This is a genomic window from Nesterenkonia sp. HG001, from assembly GCF_034438835.1.
Lineage (GTDB): Bacteria > Actinomycetota > Actinomycetes > Actinomycetales > Micrococcaceae > Nesterenkonia > Nesterenkonia xinjiangensis.
The window spans coordinates 455,324-473,455 of record NZ_JAOSZD010000001.1 but is presented as its reverse complement, the minus strand read 5'-3'; the positions used below and the strand labels follow the sequence as shown (position 1 = coordinate 473,455).

The 18,132-nt window shown below is 68.8% G+C and carries 19 protein-coding genes; 12 read left to right on the top strand and 7 right to left on the bottom strand.

Annotation, left to right across the window (positions count from 1 at the left end; genetic code table 11):
• Window positions 1-79 precede the first annotated feature (79 nt).
• The 4 genes from ODE13_RS02095 to ODE13_RS02080 all read left to right on the top strand — a co-directional run bounded on the left by ODE13_RS02095 (window position 80) and on the right by ODE13_RS02080 (window position 2,434).
• Window positions 80-892: an NAD-dependent deacylase gene (locus ODE13_RS02095; RefSeq protein ID WP_322477779.1), complete on the top strand. Its 813-nt coding sequence runs from the start codon at window positions 80-82 to the stop codon at window positions 890-892.
• Window positions 893-896: 4 nt separating this feature from the next.
• The gene (locus ODE13_RS02090) at window positions 897-1,844 is read left to right on the top strand and encodes an undecaprenyl-diphosphate phosphatase (protein WP_322477778.1); all 948 of its coding nucleotides are present in this window, start codon (window positions 897-899) and stop codon (window positions 1,842-1,844) included.
• Complete coding sequence (locus ODE13_RS02085) at window positions 1,841-2,146, top strand: DivIVA domain-containing protein (protein WP_322477777.1); 306 nt, start codon at window positions 1,841-1,843, stop codon at window positions 2,144-2,146. Before ODE13_RS02090 ends, ODE13_RS02085 begins: the two co-directional genes overlap by 4 nt.
• A 117-nt stretch (window positions 2,147-2,263) precedes the next feature.
• Window positions 2,264-2,434, top strand: coding sequence for a DUF3117 domain-containing protein (locus ODE13_RS02080; RefSeq protein ID WP_179542164.1), 171 nt, complete (start codon window positions 2,264-2,266; stop codon window positions 2,432-2,434).
• Window positions 2,435-2,458: 24 nt separating this feature from the next.
• Here ODE13_RS02080 and ODE13_RS02075 read toward each other — a convergent pair whose 3' ends face one another.
• Window positions 2,459-3,109, bottom strand: a complete 651-nt coding sequence (locus ODE13_RS02075) for an O-methyltransferase (RefSeq protein ID WP_322477776.1) — start codon at window positions 3,107-3,109, stop codon at window positions 2,459-2,461.
• Window positions 3,110-3,253: 144 nt separating this feature from the next.
• On the opposite strand from ODE13_RS02075, the gene ODE13_RS02070 reads away from it, so the two are divergent.
• The 3 genes from ODE13_RS02070 to ODE13_RS02060 all read left to right on the top strand — a co-directional run bounded on the left by ODE13_RS02070 (window position 3,254) and on the right by ODE13_RS02060 (window position 6,368).
• Window positions 3,254-4,069, top strand: a complete 816-nt coding sequence (locus ODE13_RS02070) for a hypothetical protein (protein ID WP_322477775.1) — start codon at window positions 3,254-3,256, stop codon at window positions 4,067-4,069.
• Window positions 4,070-4,089: 20 nt separating this feature from the next.
• Window positions 4,090-4,785, top strand: coding sequence for a Sec-independent protein translocase TatB (locus ODE13_RS02065; protein WP_322477774.1), 696 nt, complete (start codon window positions 4,090-4,092; stop codon window positions 4,783-4,785).
• A 134-nt stretch (window positions 4,786-4,919) separates the two neighbouring features.
• A complete protein-coding gene (locus ODE13_RS02060; RefSeq protein WP_322477773.1) occupies window positions 4,920-6,368 on the top strand; it encodes an APC family permease in 1,449 nt (482 codons plus the stop codon).
• Window positions 6,369-6,428: 60 nt separating this feature from the next.
• On the opposite strand, the gene ODE13_RS02055 is transcribed toward ODE13_RS02060, so the two are convergent.
• From ODE13_RS02055 to ODE13_RS02040, 4 genes are all read right to left on the bottom strand, one after another.
• Window positions 6,429-8,510, bottom strand: coding sequence for a TRAP transporter permease (locus ODE13_RS02055; RefSeq protein ID WP_322477772.1), 2,082 nt, complete (start codon window positions 8,508-8,510; stop codon window positions 6,429-6,431).
• Window positions 8,507-9,022 carry a DUF1850 domain-containing protein gene (locus ODE13_RS02050; protein WP_322477771.1) on the bottom strand — a complete coding sequence of 172 codons (516 nt, stop codon included), beginning with the start codon at window positions 9,020-9,022 and terminating at the stop codon, window positions 8,507-8,509. The genes ODE13_RS02055 and ODE13_RS02050 overlap by 4 nt, the downstream gene beginning before the upstream one ends.
• Entirely contained in the window at window positions 8,991-10,055 is a 1,065-nt protein-coding gene (locus ODE13_RS02045) for a TAXI family TRAP transporter solute-binding subunit (RefSeq protein ID WP_322477770.1), read from the bottom strand. The genes ODE13_RS02050 and ODE13_RS02045 overlap by 32 nt, the downstream gene beginning before the upstream one ends.
• Before the next feature lie 138 nt (window positions 10,056-10,193).
• The gene (locus ODE13_RS02040) at window positions 10,194-11,324 is read right to left on the bottom strand and encodes an Mrp/NBP35 family ATP-binding protein (RefSeq protein ID WP_322477769.1); all 1,131 of its coding nucleotides are present in this window, start codon (window positions 11,322-11,324) and stop codon (window positions 10,194-10,196) included.
• A gap of 121 nt (window positions 11,325-11,445) precedes the next feature.
• Between ODE13_RS02040 and ODE13_RS02035 the strand changes: the two genes are divergently transcribed.
• Window positions 11,446-12,354 (top strand): general stress protein, encoded by a 909-nt coding sequence (locus ODE13_RS02035; RefSeq protein WP_322477768.1) that lies wholly within the window; start codon window positions 11,446-11,448, stop codon window positions 12,352-12,354.
• 156 nt (window positions 12,355-12,510) lie between these two features.
• Here ODE13_RS02035 and ODE13_RS02030 read toward each other — a convergent pair whose 3' ends face one another.
• Both ODE13_RS02030 and ODE13_RS02025 read right to left on the bottom strand, forming a co-directional pair.
• Window positions 12,511-12,783 (bottom strand): GlsB/YeaQ/YmgE family stress response membrane protein, encoded by a 273-nt coding sequence (locus ODE13_RS02030; protein ID WP_322477767.1) that lies wholly within the window; start codon window positions 12,781-12,783, stop codon window positions 12,511-12,513.
• A gap of 198 nt (window positions 12,784-12,981) precedes the next feature.
• The gene (locus ODE13_RS02025) at window positions 12,982-14,577 is read right to left on the bottom strand and encodes an aminopeptidase P family protein (RefSeq protein WP_322477766.1); all 1,596 of its coding nucleotides are present in this window, start codon (window positions 14,575-14,577) and stop codon (window positions 12,982-12,984) included.
• Window positions 14,578-14,636: 59 nt separating this feature from the next.
• Between ODE13_RS02025 and ODE13_RS02020 the strand changes: the two genes are divergently transcribed.
• Genes ODE13_RS02020 through ODE13_RS02005 form a run of 4 tightly spaced genes read left to right on the top strand, consistent with a single transcriptional unit; the run spans window position 14,637 to window position 18,110 of the window.
• Window positions 14,637-15,497 carry a PHP domain-containing protein gene (locus tag ODE13_RS02020; RefSeq protein ID WP_322477765.1) on the top strand — a complete coding sequence of 287 codons (861 nt, stop codon included), beginning with the start codon at window positions 14,637-14,639 and terminating at the stop codon, window positions 15,495-15,497.
• A gap of 47 nt (window positions 15,498-15,544) precedes the next feature.
• On the top strand, window positions 15,545-16,198 hold the full coding sequence (locus ODE13_RS02015; protein WP_322477764.1) for a TetR/AcrR family transcriptional regulator: 654 nt from the start codon (window positions 15,545-15,547) through the stop codon (window positions 16,196-16,198).
• Window positions 16,199-16,242: 44 nt separating this feature from the next.
• Entirely contained in the window at window positions 16,243-16,476 is a 234-nt protein-coding gene (locus ODE13_RS02010) for a DUF3107 domain-containing protein (protein WP_179542178.1), read from the top strand.
• Between the two features lie 8 nt (window positions 16,477-16,484).
• Window positions 16,485-18,110: a DEAD/DEAH box helicase gene (locus ODE13_RS02005; protein ID WP_322477763.1), complete on the top strand. Its 1,626-nt coding sequence runs from the start codon at window positions 16,485-16,487 to the stop codon at window positions 18,108-18,110.
• Window positions 18,111-18,132 lie beyond the last annotated feature (22 nt).

The window sequence follows — 18,132 nt, the reverse complement described above, 5'->3', positions numbered from 1 at the left end:
GGTTCCTCCTGCGAGTGAAAGTGTGTCCAGGATCTTCTCAGCTTAGTGCGCCGGGGCGGGAGTGGATACGGTGGTGAGCATGCGAGAGCTGTCTGTGACCGAATCGGTGCCGGAGGACGTGGTGGCCCTGGTCCGCGATGCCCGCCGGGTGGTGGTGCTCAGCGGGGCGGGGATCTCCGCCGAGTCCGGGGTGCCCACCTTTCGTGAGGTCCAGCGTGGGCTCTGGGAACGGTTCTCCGCAGAGGAGCTCGCCACCCCCGATGCCTTCGACAACGATCCGGCCCTGGTGTGGACCTGGTACCGCTGGCGGCAGTCACTGATCGACGCCGTCGAGCCGAACGCCGGGCACCGGTGCCTGGCCGCGTGGCAGGAGCACCTCGCCGCCCAGCACGGCTGGCTGGCCGTGGTGACCCAGAACGTGGATGACCTGCACGAGCGCGCAGGGGCTGAGGTGCTGGGCCACCTGCACGGCAGCCTCGCCGCCCACCGCTGCGCCGACTGTGGCGAGTCGGCCGAGCTGCCGGCTCCGCGCTATGACGGCTTCACCGCGCCCCCGACGCCTGAGGACCCGCCTGGCTGCGAGAGCTGTCCGGACGGAGTGCTGCGCCCCGACGTGGTCTGGTTCGGGGAGATGCTGCCCGCCCCGGCCTTCGACGCTGCTGCCGCCGCCATCCGTGCAGCGGACCTGGTGGTCGTGGTCGGCACGTCAGGGATCGTGCAGCCGGCGGCCTCTCTGCCGCTGCTGGGGCTGGAGCGCGGCATCCCGCTGATCGAGATCAACCCGGAGGAGACCGGCCTGACCGAGGTCATGGACTTCGCGATCCGTGGGCGGTCCGGCGAGGTACTTCCTCGACTGCTCTCCGCCGCTGGCGTTCCGACTGACAGAAGGTGACCCGGTGACCCTGTGGGAATCCCTGCTCCTGGGCGTGGTCCAAGGGCTGTTCATGTTCATCCCGGTGAGCTCCTCCTCTCATCTGGTGCTGACCCAGCACTGGATGGCGGCCACCGGATCTCCGGTGCCCTCCCCGGACACCCCGGAGATGATCCTGTTCAACCTGGTGGTCCACATGGGCACGATGGTCTCGGTCGTGGTGGTGATGCATCGCCCCCTGGTGCAGCTGCTGAGCGGCACCGTCCGGGAGCTGCGACTTTGGGCCCGCCGTCGCTCCCTGCGCCACATGATCCATCTGCGGCTGATGCTCTTCGGGGTGGTCACCACCGGTGTCACCGGAGTGTTGGGACTGCTGGTCCGCGAGTACGGGACCGGGGTGTTCGCCACTCCGTGGGCCGTCTCTGTGATGCTGCTGGTCACCGGAGCGATCCTCTGGTGGACTGACACCGTCCGAGACACCTGGAGAGGTGCGGCGCAGATGACGATCTGGGTCGCGCTGCTGATCGGCCTGGCTCAGGCCGCCGCGCTGTTTCCGGGGCTGAGCCGCTCCGGACTGACCATCGCCGTGGCCCTGGCATTGGGCATGCACCGCAAGATCGCTGCGCAGTACAGCTTCTTCGTGGCCATCCCGACCATCGTGGCGGCTACGGGCCTGCAGTCACTGAGCCTGCTGGACCATCGCGGACCGTTGATGATCGGTGTCGACGCCTACGTGGTGGCGTTCCTTGTCTCTGCGCTGGTGGGCGCGGCGGCGCTGTGGCTGGTGCTGCGCATGCTCTACCGCGGACATTTCCGGGTCTTCGCGGTGTATGTCCTGATCCTCGCGGTGGTCACCCTGATCGTCCAGCCCGAGTCTGAGCCGGAGGAACTCGCCGGCACCTCCGGCGCACCGGAGGTCCAGGAGGTCGTCCAGGCCGCAGACTCGGCGCCCGTGGAGAGGGTGAAACCATGATCTGGCTCTACCTGCTCGCCGTGGCGCTGCTGGGCGTCGTCGTCGTGCTCCTGGTCGGCCGAGCTGAAGGCGCCGAACCTCCGGCGGAGGAGACCACCGCCGATGAGGTGGCCGAGCTGCTCGCAGACCGCGCGGCCGCCCCCCTCAGTGCAGCAGATCTGCGCGGGATCCGGCTCCAGCCGGCCCTGCGCGGCTACCGCATGGAGCAGGTGGACCGACTGCTCGACGCACTCGCCGACCAGCTCGAGACGGGGCGGAACCCGGATCAGCCGAGTGGCCGGAAGGGCCCTGGGCAGGGATGAGGCCGTGCTGATCAGGTCATACACCGGTTCTCCGGGTGACATTCGCCCCCGGTGGGGGATAATGGAAGGGGATGTGGGACACATCCGCCCAGAGGAACACCAGAAGGGATGCACTCGATGGCTGCAATGAAACCGCGTACCGGCGACGGTCCTATGGAGGTAGCTCAGGAAGGTCGCAGCCTCATCATGCGGGTGCCCATCGACGGTGGGGGTCGCCTGGTGCTGGAGATCAACCAGGAGGAGGCGCAGGCGCTCAAGGAGTGCCTGGTCAAAGCTGTGGGGGAGTGAGTCTTCCCTTCAAGGGCTCTCCGGTCAGCGCCTGACGGCGACGAGCAGCCCGGTGCCGGTACCGAGCATCGTGGTGACCAGGCGCTCGTCGTCGCGCACGGCACGTTCCACCGCCCGTTTCCTGACGGTGGGCTCCTCTCGGACCGCAGGCCGCGGCAGGCGGTCATGGTCGAGCGCATCGTTGAGGATCAGCAGCCCTCCGGGCCGGAGCAGTCGCACGGCCTGCTCGACGAAATCTTCCAGGGCCGGACTGTCCGCGTCCAGATGCACCACGCAGTAGCCGCCGGTGGTGAGCCGGGGCAGGACCTCCTCGGCCCGTCCGGTGATCAGCCGGGTGCGCGCGACGGGCACTCCGCCGTCCCGGAACGTGGCACGAGCCGCATGCAGATGATCGGCGTCGGGGTCGATGCTGGTCAGCACCGCCTCCGGCGAGGCCCCGCGCAGCAGCGAGAGTCCGGAGACGCCGACCCCGGTGCCGACCTCGACGACGCCACGCGCTTGGGCGGCGGCGGCCAGCACGGTCAGCGCCGCGGCGGTGCCCTCGCTGACCGGGGTCAGTCCCAGGTCCTTGCCGCGCAGGCGGGCTGCCTCCAGGGTGTGATCCTCCGCCTGATGCTGCTCGGCATACTCCCAGCTGGCGTGCTTGGCAGTCTGCGGACTGTTGAGGGTTCTCATCTGGCCTTCCTGCGCTGACCTCGGGCTCCGTGGCGGAGCCTCGGGCGTCGCTCGCCGACGCGCTCGGCCACCATCCTATAGAGCCCTGATTCTTCCAGAGGTTTCCCAGCCTGCACTCAGCATTGACTCGCAGAATTGTCTCCGATGCCCACGTCCGTCACGCGCCGTCCCCTCACTGATCGTCGTTCCGCCAGGCCCCGCGCCGGCTGGCTCGTCGCGCTGTGTCTCGTGATCACCGTGGCGGCAGGTGTCGTGGTCTTCGCCGCAGCCTGGATCGTGGGAGGGCGCACGGCGGCCCAACCTGACTCCGTGGATTCCTTGCTGCCCACCGAGGGGCGAGCCTCCGTGCCCTCGGCCGTCCCTGCGCCGGCCGGAGCGTCCGAGCCGCAGATCCGGGCCGACGGCACCGCGCAGCTGCCTGGAGCAGTCGAGCGGACCACAGTCCACGAGGTCGATGTGGCCAGCCTGGACAAGCTCAAGCCGCTGGGCTGGACGGTCGGTCACCTGGTGGACTTCGGATTCGGGTTCGACCCCGAGCACGTTGAGACCGCCGTGGTCGACGGCGTACGGACCGTGGAGCTGCAGCTCTCCGAGGGAGGCGAGTACATCAGCATCGCGGAGACCCGCCCGGAGGGTGAGGCCGTCGAGCTCACCACGCTGGACGAGAAGTTCACCGAGATCCTCGATGAGGAGAAGGTGGAGCATCAGCAGGTCACGCTGAGCACCGGCGAAGACTGCGACATCTACGTGGCCCGCCAGGATGACCGCTGGACTGCGACGGTGGAGTCGGCCGGAGTGCAGTACGTGATCACCTCGAACCTCCCGGACTCCGCAGCCCAGCAGGTGGCGGACTGGGTGATGGCCGCCGATCGAGCCCGGGTGCAGATGCTGCCCGGTTCGCCCTCCGGCGTCGACCGGCTGGAACGTGGACTCGACGAGCTGTTCAGGTGGATCGACTGAGTTCACGGTAGATTTGATCTGTGCTTGGTATCAACGGTTATGAGCTCATCATCCTGGTGGTGCTCGCTCTGGTCATCCTCGGCCCTGAACGACTGCCGCAGTATGCCCAGACGCTCGCTGAATGGGTCCGGAAGGCCCGCGGCATGGCCGAGGACGCCAAGCAGCAGTTCAAGGAGGAGACCGGGGCGGATTTCGAGGACGTCGACTGGAAGAAGTACGACCCGCGTCAGTACGACCCGCGGAGGATCATCCGCGAGGCTCTGGCCGAGGATTTCGAGAGTACCCGCCGCGCCGTCGGAGAGGTCCGCGACGCCGCACGCATCGAGGCGCCCCGTCTGCCACGCTCAGGGGCCGGACGAGCCGGCGGCCGCCGGTCCGGCCCGGGGCCACGGACAGGATCCTCCGGCAGTTCCCGCGCGGCCACGAGCGCCGCAGGGTCTGCCCCCCGGACCAGCCCGAGCAGAGGCGCCGGCACGGACTCCAACGCGGCCCAGCGTGCCGGCACCGCCGGGGCGGCGAAGCGCTCCGATGCTCCGGACCCTCGGGAGGTCTTCGGCTCCCGGGAGCGGGACACGGCTTCCGGAGCCCTGGCCGCCGGACTGGCGGGCGCCGCCGTCGCCGGCTCTCCGCAGCTCGGGACGGGTGAGCTGGGCGAGGTCGGCGACGAGTCTCAGGACGCCCCGCAGCCTGCGCCCTTCGACATCGACGCCACCTGAGACGACGCCGGTCGCCTGCCGTGTCTCAGGCGGACCTGGAACCCTGCGGTGACACCTTCGTGAAACATCTCTAGGGTGTGATCCACACCTGAGCGTGTGTGGCATCACCCGTCGAGGAGACACGGAGGGGCACCATGGATGAGACAGCGACGCCGAGACGGTTCATTCCGTCTCTGGGACGCTTGGAGACGTTCTTCCTCGGGTTCGGGGCGATGATCGGCTTCGGCTGGATCGTCCTGACCGGGGACTGGCTCACCAGTGCCGGCACGTTCGGGGCGGTGTCGGCGTTCCTGATCGGCGCGGTCATCATGGCACTGGTCGGGCTGGTCTATTCGGAGCTCGTCTCAGCCATGCCGCTGGCCGGTGGTGAGCACAACTACCTGCTGCGCGGCTTCGATCCCCGAGTGGCGATGCTGGGCTCCTGGGGGATCGTCGGAGGCTACGTCACGGTGGTGGCCTTCGAAGCGGTGGCCATCCCGCGGACGGTGGCCTACATCTTTCCGCAGGTCCATCAGATTCCGCTGTGGACCATCGCCGACTCCCAGGTGCACCTGACCTGGGCGCTGATCGGATCCGGCACCGCGGTGCTGCTGACCTGGCTGAACATCCGCGGCATCAAGCAGGCCAGTCTGTTCCAGACCTCGGTGATCATGTTCGTGGTGGTCGTCGCCGTGGTCATGCTCGCCGCCGCGCTGTTCGGCGGGGAGCCCTCGAACGCTGAGCCGCTGTTCACGGGAGGGTCAGCCGGGATCATCGCCGTGCTGGTGATGGTGCCCTTCCTGTTCGTCGGCTTCGACGTCATCCCGCAGTCCGCTGAGGAGGTCAGGCTGCCGCCGCAGAAGATCGGGCGGCTGGTGGTCTTCTCCGTGCTGGCCGCCGCGGCCTTCTACGTCCTCATCGTGCTGACCACCTCGGTGGCGCTGCCCGCCGACGAGATGGGCGACTTCGACCTCGCCACCGCTGACGCCATGACCGTGCTGATGGGAGCTCAGTTCTGGGGGAACATCGTGGTGGCCGGTGGGCTGGCCGGCCTGCTCACCTCCTGGAACGCCTTCCTGATCGGCGCCTCCCGGCTCATCTGGGCGATGGCGAACTCGGGGATGCTGCCCGCCTGGTTCGCCACGCTGCATGCCCGCAACGGCACACCGGTCAACGCGCTGCTCTTCATCGGAGGCCTTTCGGTGATCGCCCCGTTCTTCGGGGAGGCGATGCTGGTGTGGCTGGTGGACTCCGGCTCACCGAGCATCGTCATCACCTACCTGCTGGTGGCCGTGGTGTTCCTGGTGCTGCGGCGCCGGGAACCCGAGATGCCCCGGCCCATGCGGGTGGGCGGCCGCTCCGAGGTCGGCGGTCTCGTCGTGGGAGTGAGCGCCGTGGTCGCTTCCGCGGCGATGCTGATCCTGTACCTGCCGGGGATGCCGGCCTTCCTGGAGCCGCAGCCCTGGCTCATGTTCGGGCTGTGGTGGCTGCTGGGGATCACCTTCGCGTTGCGCCTGCCGGGCGGGGTGAAGCCCGGTGCCCGCGCCGAGGAGGACCTGCTGGCCGCGATCTCGGTGCGCCGCCGTCGTCGCAGGGCCCCGTGACCCGGGGATGACCTGAACCTGGGCCGTGTGCCCTGTGACCCCAGGACACACGGCCCAGGATCAGATCGCGCGGATGCTCAGCTTCCCGGCGCTCCGGGCCTTGAGCAGCTGCACGCCCAGCACCGCCACCACCAGCACCGCGCCGACGACGTCGTAGAGGATGTCGGCCGAGAGCATCATCACCGCGCCCACAGCCAGCACGATCCGCAGGTACCAGGCCATCGGCACCATGAAGTGGCCCTCCAGCGCCACGCCCAGCAGCAGCACGGCCAGCAGGGCGGAGGCGACGACGGTGACGCCGGTGATCAGGTCGACGTCGCGCAGGAGCAGATCCGGGTTGTAGACGAACATGTACGGGATGACGAAGCCGGCCGACGCCAGTTTGAACGCCGCGCCGCCGGTGGCCATCGGCTTGCCGCCGCTGATCCCGGAAGCCGCGAAGGCCGCCAGGGCCACCGGGGGAGTGATGTTGGCGAACAGACCGAAGTAGAACACGAACAGATGCGCCACCAGCGGCTCCACCCCGAGGGTGGTCAGGGCCGGGGCGGCCATGGTGGCGGTGACGATGTAGGCAGGGATCGACGGGAGCCCCATCCCGAGCACCAGACAGGCCAGCATCGTCATCACCAGGGTCCAGAACAGCACCCCTCCGGAGAGCTGCACGATGGCTGAGGCCAGGGTCACGCCGAATCCGGAGATGGTCACCACGCCGACGATCACACCCACTGAGGCGCAGGCCACCGCCACGCCCAGCGCGGAGCGGGTGCCGTCCTCCAGGGCCTGCAGGAGGTCTCGGAGGCTCATCCGGCTGGTGCGCCGCAGCATCGCCACAGCGATGGTGACCAGGATGGTCAGGAACGCCGAGTAGAGGATCGTCCGGCCGGAGAAGAACAGCATGTAGAGCAGGAACACCAGGGGGAGCATCAGATGCCCGCGCTCCTTGAGCACCCCGAGCACATCGGGCAGGTTCTCCTTGGCGATGCCCTTCAGGCCCATGCGCGTGGCACGCAGGTGGATCTGCGCGATGAGGCTGACGTAGTACAGCAGAGCGGGCACGATCGCCGCCAGGGCGACCGTGGTGTAGGGGACTCCGATGGTTTCGGCCATGATGAACGCGGCCGCGCCCATGATCGGCGGCAGCACCTGGCCGCCCACAGAGGCGCTGGACTCGACGGCCCCGGCGAAGTTGCGGCTGTAGCCGATCTTCTTCATCAGCGGAATGGTGAACGCCCCGGTGGAGACCACGTTGGCGATGGCCGACCCGTTGATCGAGCCCATGAACCCCGAGGCCAGAGTGGCGACCTTCGCAGGACCTCCGCGGCTCTGACCGGCGATCGCCAGGGCGAGGTCGTTGAACATCTGGCTCATCCCGGACTTCGCCAGGAAGGCTCCGAAGAGGATGAACAGGAAGATGTAGGTGGAGGAGACCCCGATCGCGGTGCCGAAGACTCCCTCGGTGGTGGCGAAGAACTGATAGGCCAGCGTGTCCCAGTCATAGCCGCGATGGCGCAGCAGGCCGGGCAGCTCTCGGCCGTACATGCCGAACAGGATGAAGAGCAGCGCCAGGATCGGCAGCGCCCAGCCCGTCACGCGGCGTGCGGCCTCCAGCACCAGCACCACCAGCAGGCTGGCCACGGCGATGTCGGCGGCGGTGAACCGCCCCGCCTGCAGCACCACTTCTTCATAGTTCAGCCAGATGTAGAGCCAGGGGACCAATGAGGCGATCGCCAACACGGCGTCGGGGATGCGCCACCACTGCGAGGTGGCGCGTGCCGACGGCGGGTAGAGCATGAAGACCAGGAACAGGATCAGACTGACGTGCAGCGAACGGTGGATCAGGGTCGGGGGTGCGCCGAAGTAGGCCGTGTAGAGGTGGTAGAGCGCGGTGAAGATCGCCACTGCACTGATCAGCAGCGCCAACGGACGCCATGGCGCCCGTCGGATGCGGGACTCCGCGTCGTACTTCGAGGCCGCCTCGGCCGCCTCCTGCTCCAGCACCTGCCGTTCCGACTCCGAATCCGGGATCAGCTCCAGTGTTCCGTCGGCGCCGAGGGGAAGGTCGGAGTCGGCGGCGGTGGTCCGCGCATTCCTCGGGTCGCGGGAGGTGCCGCCGTCGTCGGAGGTCTTCTTCTCCTTGATCATCCTGGCCTCAGTTCTAGGGGTTCGCTGTCGGGAAGCTCTCGGGCGTCGATGAGTCCGGTGTCGCCGTCGACGCCGATGCGGTAGTCCACCCGGTGGGAATGGATCCATCGGATCGCCTCGAAGGCACGATCGATGTCCTCGATGACGACTGTGCCGTCCTGGATGCTGACCGTGCCCTCATCCAGGGGCATCCCCGCGCCATATTCTTCGAACTCGGTGCGCACCAGCATCAGGGTGTCTCCGTCGACTCGGTAGCTGTCGGTCCATCGCGAACGCTCGATGGAGTGCATCCACGAGTGGGTGATGATCGAGCCGATCTCCACCGGCACGGAGGCATAGACCTCCTCGGTGCGCTGGTGGCGGCAGATCAGGCGGATCCCGCTGCCGCAGCCGACCAGCAGCAGGGGCGAGGTGAGCGCGACGGCGGCTGCCGCACCGGCATGGGTGAGCAGCCGCCGCCGTGTCAGGCCCTCAGGGAGGTCACTCGTCGTCGGTCTCGTCCTCCGCGTCATCCTCAGCGTCGGCGTCCTCGGCGTCGGCGTCGGTGTCCACACCCTGCTCCTCGAAATACTGCTCGGCTCCGGGGTGCAGCGGCACGACCAGTCCTTCGGTCGCCGTCTCGAGGGTGATGCTCTCCGCCTCGGCATGGGAGGCATGCAGCCGGTCGATGTTGTCGAAGATGGCGGCGGTGACGTCATGGACCGCTTCCTCGCTCATCTCGGAGGAGACCAGCAGGTGATTGGTGACGCTGACCGTCTCCACGTCCTCATCGTCCTCGTAGGTGCCGGCCGGGATGATGTTCTCCTCGAAGAACTCATACTCGGCGAGCAGGTTCTCCCGGCCCTCTCCGTCGATCGGGACGGTGACGAAGTCGGTGTTCGTCGCCAGCTCGGTCAGCGAGGGATTGGGCAGGCCCGAGGTGGCGAAGAGCGCGTCGATGTGGCCGTTGGCCATCTGATCTGTGGCCTCCGCGTAGGAGAGGTAGTCCTCGTTGATGTCGTCGTAGGAGAGGTCGTAGGCGCCCAGCACCATCTGCGCGTTGAGCTCCACCCCGGACCCCACGTCACCGACGGCGACATTGGCGCCCTCAAGGTCCTCCACCGACTCGATGCCTGCATCGGCGCGGGCGATGAGCTGCACGGTGTTGGGGTACATGGTCATGATGGCCAGGAGGCCCTCGCGCGGGTCGTCCTCGAAGGGGCCGGTGCCGTCGAGGGCCTGGACGGTCGCGTCACCCATGGTGAAGGCGATCTCGGCGTTGCCGTCGGTGAGCAGGTTGATGTTCTCTGCGGAGGCGCCGGTGGCCTGCACGGAGGTGTCGGCCCCCAGCTCGTCGGCGAGCAGATCCGCCATGGTGGCGCCGATCTGGTAATAGACGCCCGAAGAGCCGCCGGTGGCGATGGTCAGGAAGTCGGCGTCCTGGCTGCCGACCTCCTCCCCGCCCTCCGCGGCGGAGTCGCCGTCGTCGCCGCAGGCGGTCAGCAGCAGTGCTGAGGCCGCCAGCGCGGCTCCGGCAGTGCGGGCTCGTGCATGGGTGCGGATCATGATGTTCTCCCTCGTCATTCTGCAGTGCTGATGCCGTGCGGAGCACGCAGTGCCGTGACGCACAGCACCATACTAAGTGAGGGGTATCACCTGATGTGCCAGGCCGGCCCGATCAGGCCGACCGGTCAGGCCGACCGGTCAGGCCGGGCCGAAGGGCAGACGGCGCTCGGCGAGGCTGCGGGGACGGCGGGCCATCCGAGAGGCGATCTCGCGCAGCGCGACGCCGGAGGGGGAGTCCGGCGCGGAGAGCACCACCGGAGCGCCGTCGTCGCCGGCCTGCCGCAGGCGGGTGTCCAAGGGGACGCTGCCCAGCAGCGGGACCGAGATCTCGAGCTGTTCGGTGAGCCTGTCGGCGACGATCTGCCCGCCGCCGGTGCCGAAGAGGTCCAGGGTCGTGCCGTCGGGCAGCGTCATCGGACCCATGTTCTCCACCACTCCGGTCACCTTCTGCTCGGTCTGGGTGCTCAGCCCTCCGGCGCGTTCGGCGATGGTCGAGGCGGCCGCCTGCGGAGTGGTGACCACCAGCAGCTCGGAGCCGGGCAGCAGCTGCGCCACCGAGATGGCGATGTCCCCGGTGCCCGGAGGAAGGTCCAGCAGCAGCACGTCGAGGTCGCCGAAATGCACATCGGTGAGGAACTGCTCGACCGCCCGGTGCAGCATCGGTCCGCGCCACGCCACCGCCTGGTTGCCGTCGAGGAACATGCCGATGGAGATCGTCTTCACCCCATGCGCGACCGGGGGCAGGATCATCTCGTCCAGGCGGGTGGGCTTGTCGGTGATGCCCATCAGGCCCGGTACGGAGAACCCATGGATGTCGGCGTCGATGAGTCCGACCTTCAGGCCCTCCGCGGCCAGCGCGCAGGCGAGGTTGACCGTCACTGTCGACTTCCCGACCCCGCCCTTGCCGGAGGCGACCGCGTAGACGCGGGTCAGGCTGTCCGGCTGCGCGAAGCGGATGATGCGCCCGGACTCGCCGCCGCGCAGCTGGTCCTTCAGCTCCGCGCGCTCCTCGGGGGTCATCACTCCCAGCTCCACCGATGCGGTGGTCACGCCCTCGGCGCGCACTGCGGCGGCGGTGACGTCATCGATGATCCGGCTGCGCATCGGACAGCCCTCGATGGTCAGTTTGATGCGGATCTCGGCCGCGCCGGCCTCGTCGACGTGGATCGCCCCGACCATGCCCAGCTGCGTGATCGGGAGCCGGATCTCCGGGTCGAGCACCTCGGAGAGTCGGGTGCGGATGCGCTCGATGACGGGGGATTCAGACACCCCACCAGTCTAGGGGCGCGAGGGGGCTCCCGTGCCGGGATATCGTCCTCGAAGAGTGCGCCCAGTGCGAACGTCGCGCCGCTGAGCCGGCACGACGTCGGAGAGCGGGCAGAATGGTGCCATGTCGACCAATGCTCCGATGACGTCTCCCCAGAACAGCGGGCTGCCCCGGGGTGAGCTGCTGGGCCGGTACCGCTCCTACGAGGACGCCCAGAAGGTGGTGGACCACCTGGCGGCGGCCGAGGACTTCGACATCAAGACGCTCTCCATCGTGGGCAATGACCTGCGCACCGTGGAACATATCCGCCGTCGGCTCTCCTACCCGCGTGTGGCGGGGGCCGGGGCCGCACAGGGCGCCATGTTCGGTGCGTTCATCGGTCTGCTGATCGTGCTGTTCAGCCCGGAGGCCGGCATCCCTGATCTGCTCCTGGCGGTGCTGCTCGGCATGGCGATCTGGATGATCGTCGGGGTGATCAGCTACGCCATCCGGCGGGGGCAGCGCGACTTCGCCTCCTCCTCGCAGCTGGTGGCCACCACCTTCGACGTCGTGTGCGACTTCTCCGTGGCACACCGTGCGCGGCAGCTGGTGGCCGGTGCAGGAGTTCGCGGGGTGACGGCGTATGACGACCCGACCTCCCAACCGCTCGCCCCGGCGCATCGCCCCCATGCCGCGCCCGCCCGGACGGTGGCCGCGCCGCAGGGGGGATCCGAGGCTGCCGGTGCCCCCGCCGCGGGCACCCCGGCCGCGCCGGCCCCACCCGACTCCGCGCATCATGGCCAGCCGGCCGCGCAGGACCAGGCCCGGGAGGACGGCGTCCTCGACCCGACCGCGCAGTTCCGCACCGGGTATGACGACCTCCCCGACGGTCGACCGCGGTTCGGGGTCCGCGTCATGGAGCAGGCGCAGGAGCAGGCGAAGGAGCAGGGGGAGGCACAGCGGGATGTGTCGGACGGCACGGCCCCGGACGAGGCTGCCTCGGACGAGGCTGCCCCGGATGATACCGCGCAGCGGCCGGGCGAGCGCGGCTGACCCGGGCCGAAAGACAGAGAGACGGCGCGCAGAGACGCCCCACACCGAGACACAGGACACCCCGCCAGCACTGAGCTCCCAGATCGTCGGGCAGCGGTGCGGCGGGGTGGCCTTGTCTCTGCTGCTGTGGTGTCTCCGTCTCCGCGGTGACCCCGGTCAGACGTCGGCGCCGCGTCGTCCGGTGATCGCCTGCCAGATGAAGGCGACGATCACGCCGCCACAGATGGCGAACAGCCAGGTCGGGAGATCGAAGAACGCGTCATTCACGTTCACCCCGAAGATGGCGGAGGCGATGAACCCGCCGACCAGGGCGCCGAGCACTCCGGTGATCAGTGCGGCGATCCAGCCTCCCGGCTGCCTGCCGGGCAGGATCGCCCGTGCGATCGCCCCCGCGATGAGACCGAGGATGAGCCAACCGATGATACTCATATGTTCCTCCTGATCGGGTTCTCCGAGCCATGTGGCCGGTGATCACAGGATAGATCGGGAAATCCTGCAACAACAGCATTGTTCGCCCAGGTCAGGCCCCGGATTCCGGGGGCGAGCGCAGGCGCCGTCTGGATTCCGCGCACGACGAGCCCCGGGCGCGGACACAGGGCGCCCGGGGCTCGTCGTGGTCGAGAGGGGTCAGCTCTCCCAGATCCGGCGCATCCAGGCCTCGACCTCGTCAGCGCCCCGCGGGAGCGCCGCCGAGAGGTTCTCCGCGCCGTCGGCGGTCACCAGGACGTCGTCCTCGATCCGCACCCCGATGCTGCGGTACTCCTCCGGCACGGCGAGGTCCTCGGCCTTGAAGTACAGGCCCGGCTCGATGGTGAACACCATGCCCTCCTCGAGCACGCCGTCCAGGTAGAGCTCACGCTTGGCCTGTGCGCAGTCGTGGACGTCGAGCCCCAGGTGATGGGAGGTGCCATGCGGCATCCACCGACGATGATGCTGACCCTCCTCGGAGAGGGCCTCCTCCAGGCCGACCGGCAGCAGACCCCAAGAGTCCAGGTGCTCGGCGAGCACACGGACCGCCGTCTGGTGGATCTCCCGGAACCGGATGCCGGGGCGCACCACCTCGAAGGCGGCGTCGGCGGCCGCCAGCACGGCCTCGTAGACCCGGCGCTGCACCGGGGTGAAACTGCCGCTGACCGGCAGGGTGCGCGTGATGTCCGCCGTGTAGAGGGAGTCCGCCTCCACTCCGGCGTCCAGCAGCAGCAGGTCGCCCTCGCGGACCTCGCCGGTGTTGCGGATCCAGTGCAGCACCGTGGCGTTGTTGCCGCTTGCGGCGATGGTGTCGTAGCCGAGATCGTTGCCCTCCAGGCGTGCCCGGGCGAAGAACGCGCCCTCGACCACCCGCTCTCCGCGGGCGTGACCCACCGCGCGGGGAAGCGCGGCGACGACGTCGTGGAACCCGGCGATCGTGGAGTTCACCGATTCGCGCAGCTGTCCGACCTCCCAGTCGTCCTTGACCAGGCGCAGTGCCGAGAGCGACTCGGCCAGCTCGGCGTCGAGGGCGTCGGAGGCCTCCAGGTCCACACCGGTGTTGATGCGCGACGTGTCCACCAGCGCATCCACATTGAGGTCCACCTCGCGCAGCAGACGGATCCGGGTGCCGCCGATCTCTACCGCGCCGGCGTTCTTGGTCACGCCCACCTCGAGCTCGGAGATGTCTGCCGTGCGGATCCCCAGCCGCTGGCTGAACTCCTCCAGTCCCGGGCGAGGGCCGATCCAGAACTCGCCGTGGCGGGCATCGGCGTAGAACTCCTCGCTGTCCCGGCCGGCCATGGGCTTGAAGTAGAGCGTGCACTCGTGGTGGCCGCCGTCGTCCCCGGTGCCCTCGTCCACCGGCTCGAAGACCAGCGTCGCCTCCGGCTCGTGGTCCACGCCCAGGCCGGTGAGGTGGGCGAAGGCCGAGTGCGGGCGGAACCGGTAGTCGGTGTCGTTGGAGCGGACCTTCAGGGGGCCCGCCGGCAGCACCAGCCGCTCGCCGGGGAACGCCTCGGAGACGCGACGGCGGCGGAGGGCGGCGTGGTCGGCCACGGCGTCCCGCGGATGCTCGACCCTCTCGGCGGGCGCCCAGGAGGAGGCCATGAACTCCCGGAACGCCTCAGAGGTGGGGCGCTGGGAGCGGTTGGAGCCGCGGTCCTGCAGCGGCTGGGCGGCGGAGTCCTCCGCCGACGTCGGGGGCGCTGCGGCGGGCGCCTCGGATGAGGAAGCGTGATTCTGCGAACTGAGCATGGCCCCAGTCTTCCACCTTCGGGAGGCGGCTCCCAGGGGATGACGGTTACAGTGAGTTCATGGGCGTCGATCTCCACACGCATTCGTACTGCTCCGACGGTACGCAGTCGCCGGCAGACGTCGTGGCCAGCGCCCGTCGGGCGGGTCTCGACGGACTGGCGCTCACCGACCACGACACCACCGTCGGGTGGGCGGAGGCGATGCGCGCGGCCCAGGAGCACGAGATCCTGCTGATCCCGGGCATGGAGATCACCACACTGACCGATGATCGGATCAGCGTCCACATGCTCAGCTACCTCCATGACCCCCACCATGAGGGTCTGGCGCGCGCGATCCGCGACGCCCGCTCGGGTCGGATGGTCCGTGCCCGCCGCATGGCGGAGCGGCTGAGCATCGACTTTCCTCTGACCTGGGACGACGTGCTGAATCAGGTGGCCGACGGCGCCACGGTGGGCAGGCCCCACCTGGCCGATGCGCTGGTCGCGGTGGGAGCGGTGGCCGACCGGCAGGAGGCCTTCGACCGCCTGCTGTTCAGGGGCTCGCCCTACTACGTCAGCCAGGAGAACATGCACCCGACGACGGCGATCCGGCTGGTCCGCGAGGCCGGTGGAGTTCCCGTGATCGCCCATTCGATGGCCTCCGGACGTGGACGCACGGTGTCCATGGAGCAGATGGAGGAGATGATCGACGTCGGCCTGGCCGGCGTCGAGGTCTGGCACCGGGACAACCCGGAGCCCGGTCGGCGGACGCTGCTGGAGCTGGCCCGCCGCCACGGACTCCTGGTGACCGGCTCCTCGGACTACCACGGGGCCGGCAAGCCGAACCTCATCGGGGAGAACACCACCGATCTGGACACGGTCGCCGAGCTGATGGATATGGCCTCCGGATCGCCAGCCTACGGGCGGGTGCAGGGGCTCTGAGGGACTCCGGCTGTGCTGGTCGGCGGGGTTCCGTACACTGGGTGTCCATGACACAGGACGAGACCATCTCCGCTCCGGCGCCCCAGCGGGCCAAGCGGATGCCGCGAGAGATGCGGCGACGCCAGCTGCTGGACTGTGCCCTGCAGGTCTTCGTGGCCAAGGGGTACCACAGCGCCTCGATGGACGACATCGCCGACGTCGCGCAGGTCTCCAAACCCGTGCTCTATCAGCACTTCCCGGGCAAGCATGAGCTGTTCCTGGATCTGCTGGACTCCCACCTGGGCCAGCTGGAGCAGATGCTCACCCAGGCTCTGGGCTCCACGGAGGACAACAAGGAGCGCGTCTCGGCCACGATGACGGCGTTCTACGAGTTCATCTCCCGTGAGGACGAGGCCTATCGGCTGCTCTTCACCTCGGGGATGGACAATGACGAAGCCGTGCAGCCCCGCATGGACCGGTTCCATGACAACGTCGCCGTCGCCATCGCCGAGGTCATCGCCGACGACACCGGTCAGCCGATGGCCGAGGCCACGCTGCTGGGCCACGGGCTCATCGGCATGGTCACCTCGGCGGCCCGGCACTGGAGCAGACTCTCCGAGCGGCCGGACCTGGATGTCTCCTCGCAGCTGACCTCTCGTTTGGCTTGGCGCGGAATCTCGGGCTTCCCCAGGGAGCAGGACGGCGTCGTGCCGACACAGTAGGTAGTATCGGATCGGCACAGATCGCGCCGAGTCGAAGGAGTGGCATGGAAATTCGCATCGGAATCCAGAACGTCTCCCGCGAGATCGTCATCGAGACGGACGTCTCCGCGGAGGAGGTCGAGAAGTCGGTGGCCGACGCACTGGAGAACGCCAAGCCGCTGCTGACCCTCACGGACCGTCGTGAGAAGAAGATCGTGGTGCCGGTCGCCAGCATCGGATATGTGGAGATCGGCTCCGACACCAAACAGACTGTCGGCTTCGCCGCAGTCGCCGAATGAAAGTACCTATGACTGAAAAGACTGCTGAATCGGCCGAGGGCCTCGCGCAGGACGACGGCGGCGAGACCGCCGAGTCTGTCGTGACCTTCGCCGACTTCAACGTCCGCCCAGAGATCGTCGAGGCGCTCGCGGAGAAGGGGATCATCACGCCGTTCCCCATCCAGGCCGAGACGCTGCCGATCGCCCTGGGCGGCTATGACATCATCGGGCAGGCCAAGACCGGCACGGGCAAGACCCTCGGTTTCGGAATCCCCGCACTCCAGCGCGTCACCGCGCCGCAGGACCCCGGTTTCGACGAGCTGCCCGTCCCGGGTGCGCCGCAGGCGCTGGTCGTCGCGCCGACCCGTGAGCTGGCCGTGCAGGTCGCCTCGGACATCAAGGTCGCCGGCTCCACGCGCGGCGCCCGGGTGGCCACCATCTACGGCGGACGGGCCTACGAGCCGCAGATCGAGGAGCTGCAGCGCGGCGTCGAGATCGTCGTCGGCACCCCGGGTCGTCTCATCGACCTGCACCGCCAGCGGCACCTGAAGCTGAAGAACGTCCAGATCGTCGTGCTCGACGAGGCCGACGAGATGCTCGACCTGGGCTTCCTGCCCGACGTCGAGACCATCCTCGGCGCTCTGCCCCCGGTGCGTCAGACGATGCTGTTCTCGGCCACCATGCCGGGTCCGGTGGTGAGCATGGCCCGCCGCTACATGACCAAGCCGACCCACATCAGCGCGGCGGACCCCCTGGATGAGGGTGTGACCAAGAAGGACATCCGGCAGGTCGTCTACCGGGCGCACCACCTGGACAAGGACGAGGTCGTGGCCCGGATCCTGCAGGCCGAGGGCCGGGGCCGGACGATCGTCTTCACCCGGACCAAGCGCCAGGCCGACAGGCTCTCCACGGAGCTGATCTCTCGTGGCTTCGCCGCCGGCGCCATCCACGGCGACCTCGGTCAGGGCGCTCGCGAGCAGGCCCTGCGGGCGTTCCGCAATGAGAAGATCGACGTCCTGGTCGCCACCGACGTCGCCGCCCGGGGCATCGACGTCACCGACGTCACCCACGTCATCAATCTGACGGCCCCGGATGACGAGAAGACCTACCTCCACCGCATCGGTCGCACCGGCCGGGCCGGGCAGAAGGGCACTGCGGTGACCTTCGTGGACTGGGAGGACGTCCCGCGCTGGAAGCTGATCAACCGGGCGCTGGACCTGGGCATCGATGACCCCGTGGAGACCTATTCCTCCTCACCGCACCTGTTCGCCGACCTGGACATCCCCAAGGGCACGAAGGGGCGGCTTCCGCGCCATAAGCGCTCCAAGACCAACCTGGACGACGAGACTCTCGAGGACCTCGGCGGGCCCTCTGCCGGCAAGGGCCGCGGCGGCTCCCGCGAGGGCCGCGACTCCCGTTCCGGCGGAGGCTCCCGTGAGGGCGCCCGTGAAGGCTCCCGCGGCGGTTCGCGCGGTGGTTCTCGGGGCGGCCGCGACCGTACGCGTCGTTCCTCCGAGGGGGAGCGTCAGGAGTCCGGGGAGAAGCAGAACGGCACCACGGCCTCGGCCCAGAGCGAGGAGGCCTCGGGCGGGCAGCGGAGGCGCCGCCGCCGTCGTCGCACCGGCTCCGGCTCGAACTCGTCCTCCGCCGACTGAGCGTCCCCGGACCTGCGAGGAC

Bases quoted from the DNA above. Each gene is read 5' to 3' on its own strand.
- ODE13_RS02020 (WP_322477765.1), top strand. From the start codon at position 14,637: ATGGGCGTCGATCTCCACACGCATTCGTACTGCTCCGACGGTACGCAG.
- ODE13_RS02095 (WP_322477779.1), top strand. From the start codon at position 80: ATGCGAGAGCTGTCTGTGACCGAATCGGTGCCGGAGGACGTGGTGGCC.
- ODE13_RS02075 (WP_322477776.1), bottom strand. From the start codon at position 3,109: ATGAGAACCCTCAACAGTCCGCAGACTGCCAAGCACGCCAGCTGGGAG.
- ODE13_RS02055 (WP_322477772.1), bottom strand. From the start codon at position 8,510: ATGATCAAGGAGAAGAAGACCTCCGACGACGGCGGCACCTCCCGCGAC.
- ODE13_RS02085 (WP_322477777.1), top strand. From the start codon at position 1,841: ATGATCTGGCTCTACCTGCTCGCCGTGGCGCTGCTGGGCGTCGTCGTC.
- ODE13_RS02080 (WP_179542164.1), top strand. From the start codon at position 2,264: ATGGCTGCAATGAAACCGCGTACCGGCGACGGTCCTATGGAGGTAGCT.
- ODE13_RS02015 (WP_322477764.1), top strand. From the start codon at position 15,545: ATGACACAGGACGAGACCATCTCCGCTCCGGCGCCCCAGCGGGCCAAG.
- ODE13_RS02050 (WP_322477771.1), bottom strand. From the start codon at position 9,022: ATGACGCGGAGGACGAGACCGACGACGAGTGACCTCCCTGAGGGCCTG.
- ODE13_RS02010 (WP_179542178.1), top strand. From the start codon at position 16,243: ATGGAAATTCGCATCGGAATCCAGAACGTCTCCCGCGAGATCGTCATC.
- ODE13_RS02035 (WP_322477768.1), top strand. From the start codon at position 11,446: ATGTCGACCAATGCTCCGATGACGTCTCCCCAGAACAGCGGGCTGCCC.
- ODE13_RS02005 (WP_322477763.1), top strand. From the start codon at position 16,485: ATGACTGAAAAGACTGCTGAATCGGCCGAGGGCCTCGCGCAGGACGAC.
- ODE13_RS02045 (WP_322477770.1), bottom strand. From the start codon at position 10,055: ATGATCCGCACCCATGCACGAGCCCGCACTGCCGGAGCCGCGCTGGCG.
- ODE13_RS02060 (WP_322477773.1), top strand. From the start codon at position 4,920: ATGGATGAGACAGCGACGCCGAGACGGTTCATTCCGTCTCTGGGACGC.
- ODE13_RS02070 (WP_322477775.1), top strand. From the start codon at position 3,254: ATGCCCACGTCCGTCACGCGCCGTCCCCTCACTGATCGTCGTTCCGCC.
- ODE13_RS02030 (WP_322477767.1), bottom strand. From the start codon at position 12,783: ATGAGTATCATCGGTTGGCTCATCCTCGGTCTCATCGCGGGGGCGATC.
- ODE13_RS02025 (WP_322477766.1), bottom strand. From the start codon at position 14,577: ATGCTCAGTTCGCAGAATCACGCTTCCTCATCCGAGGCGCCCGCCGCA.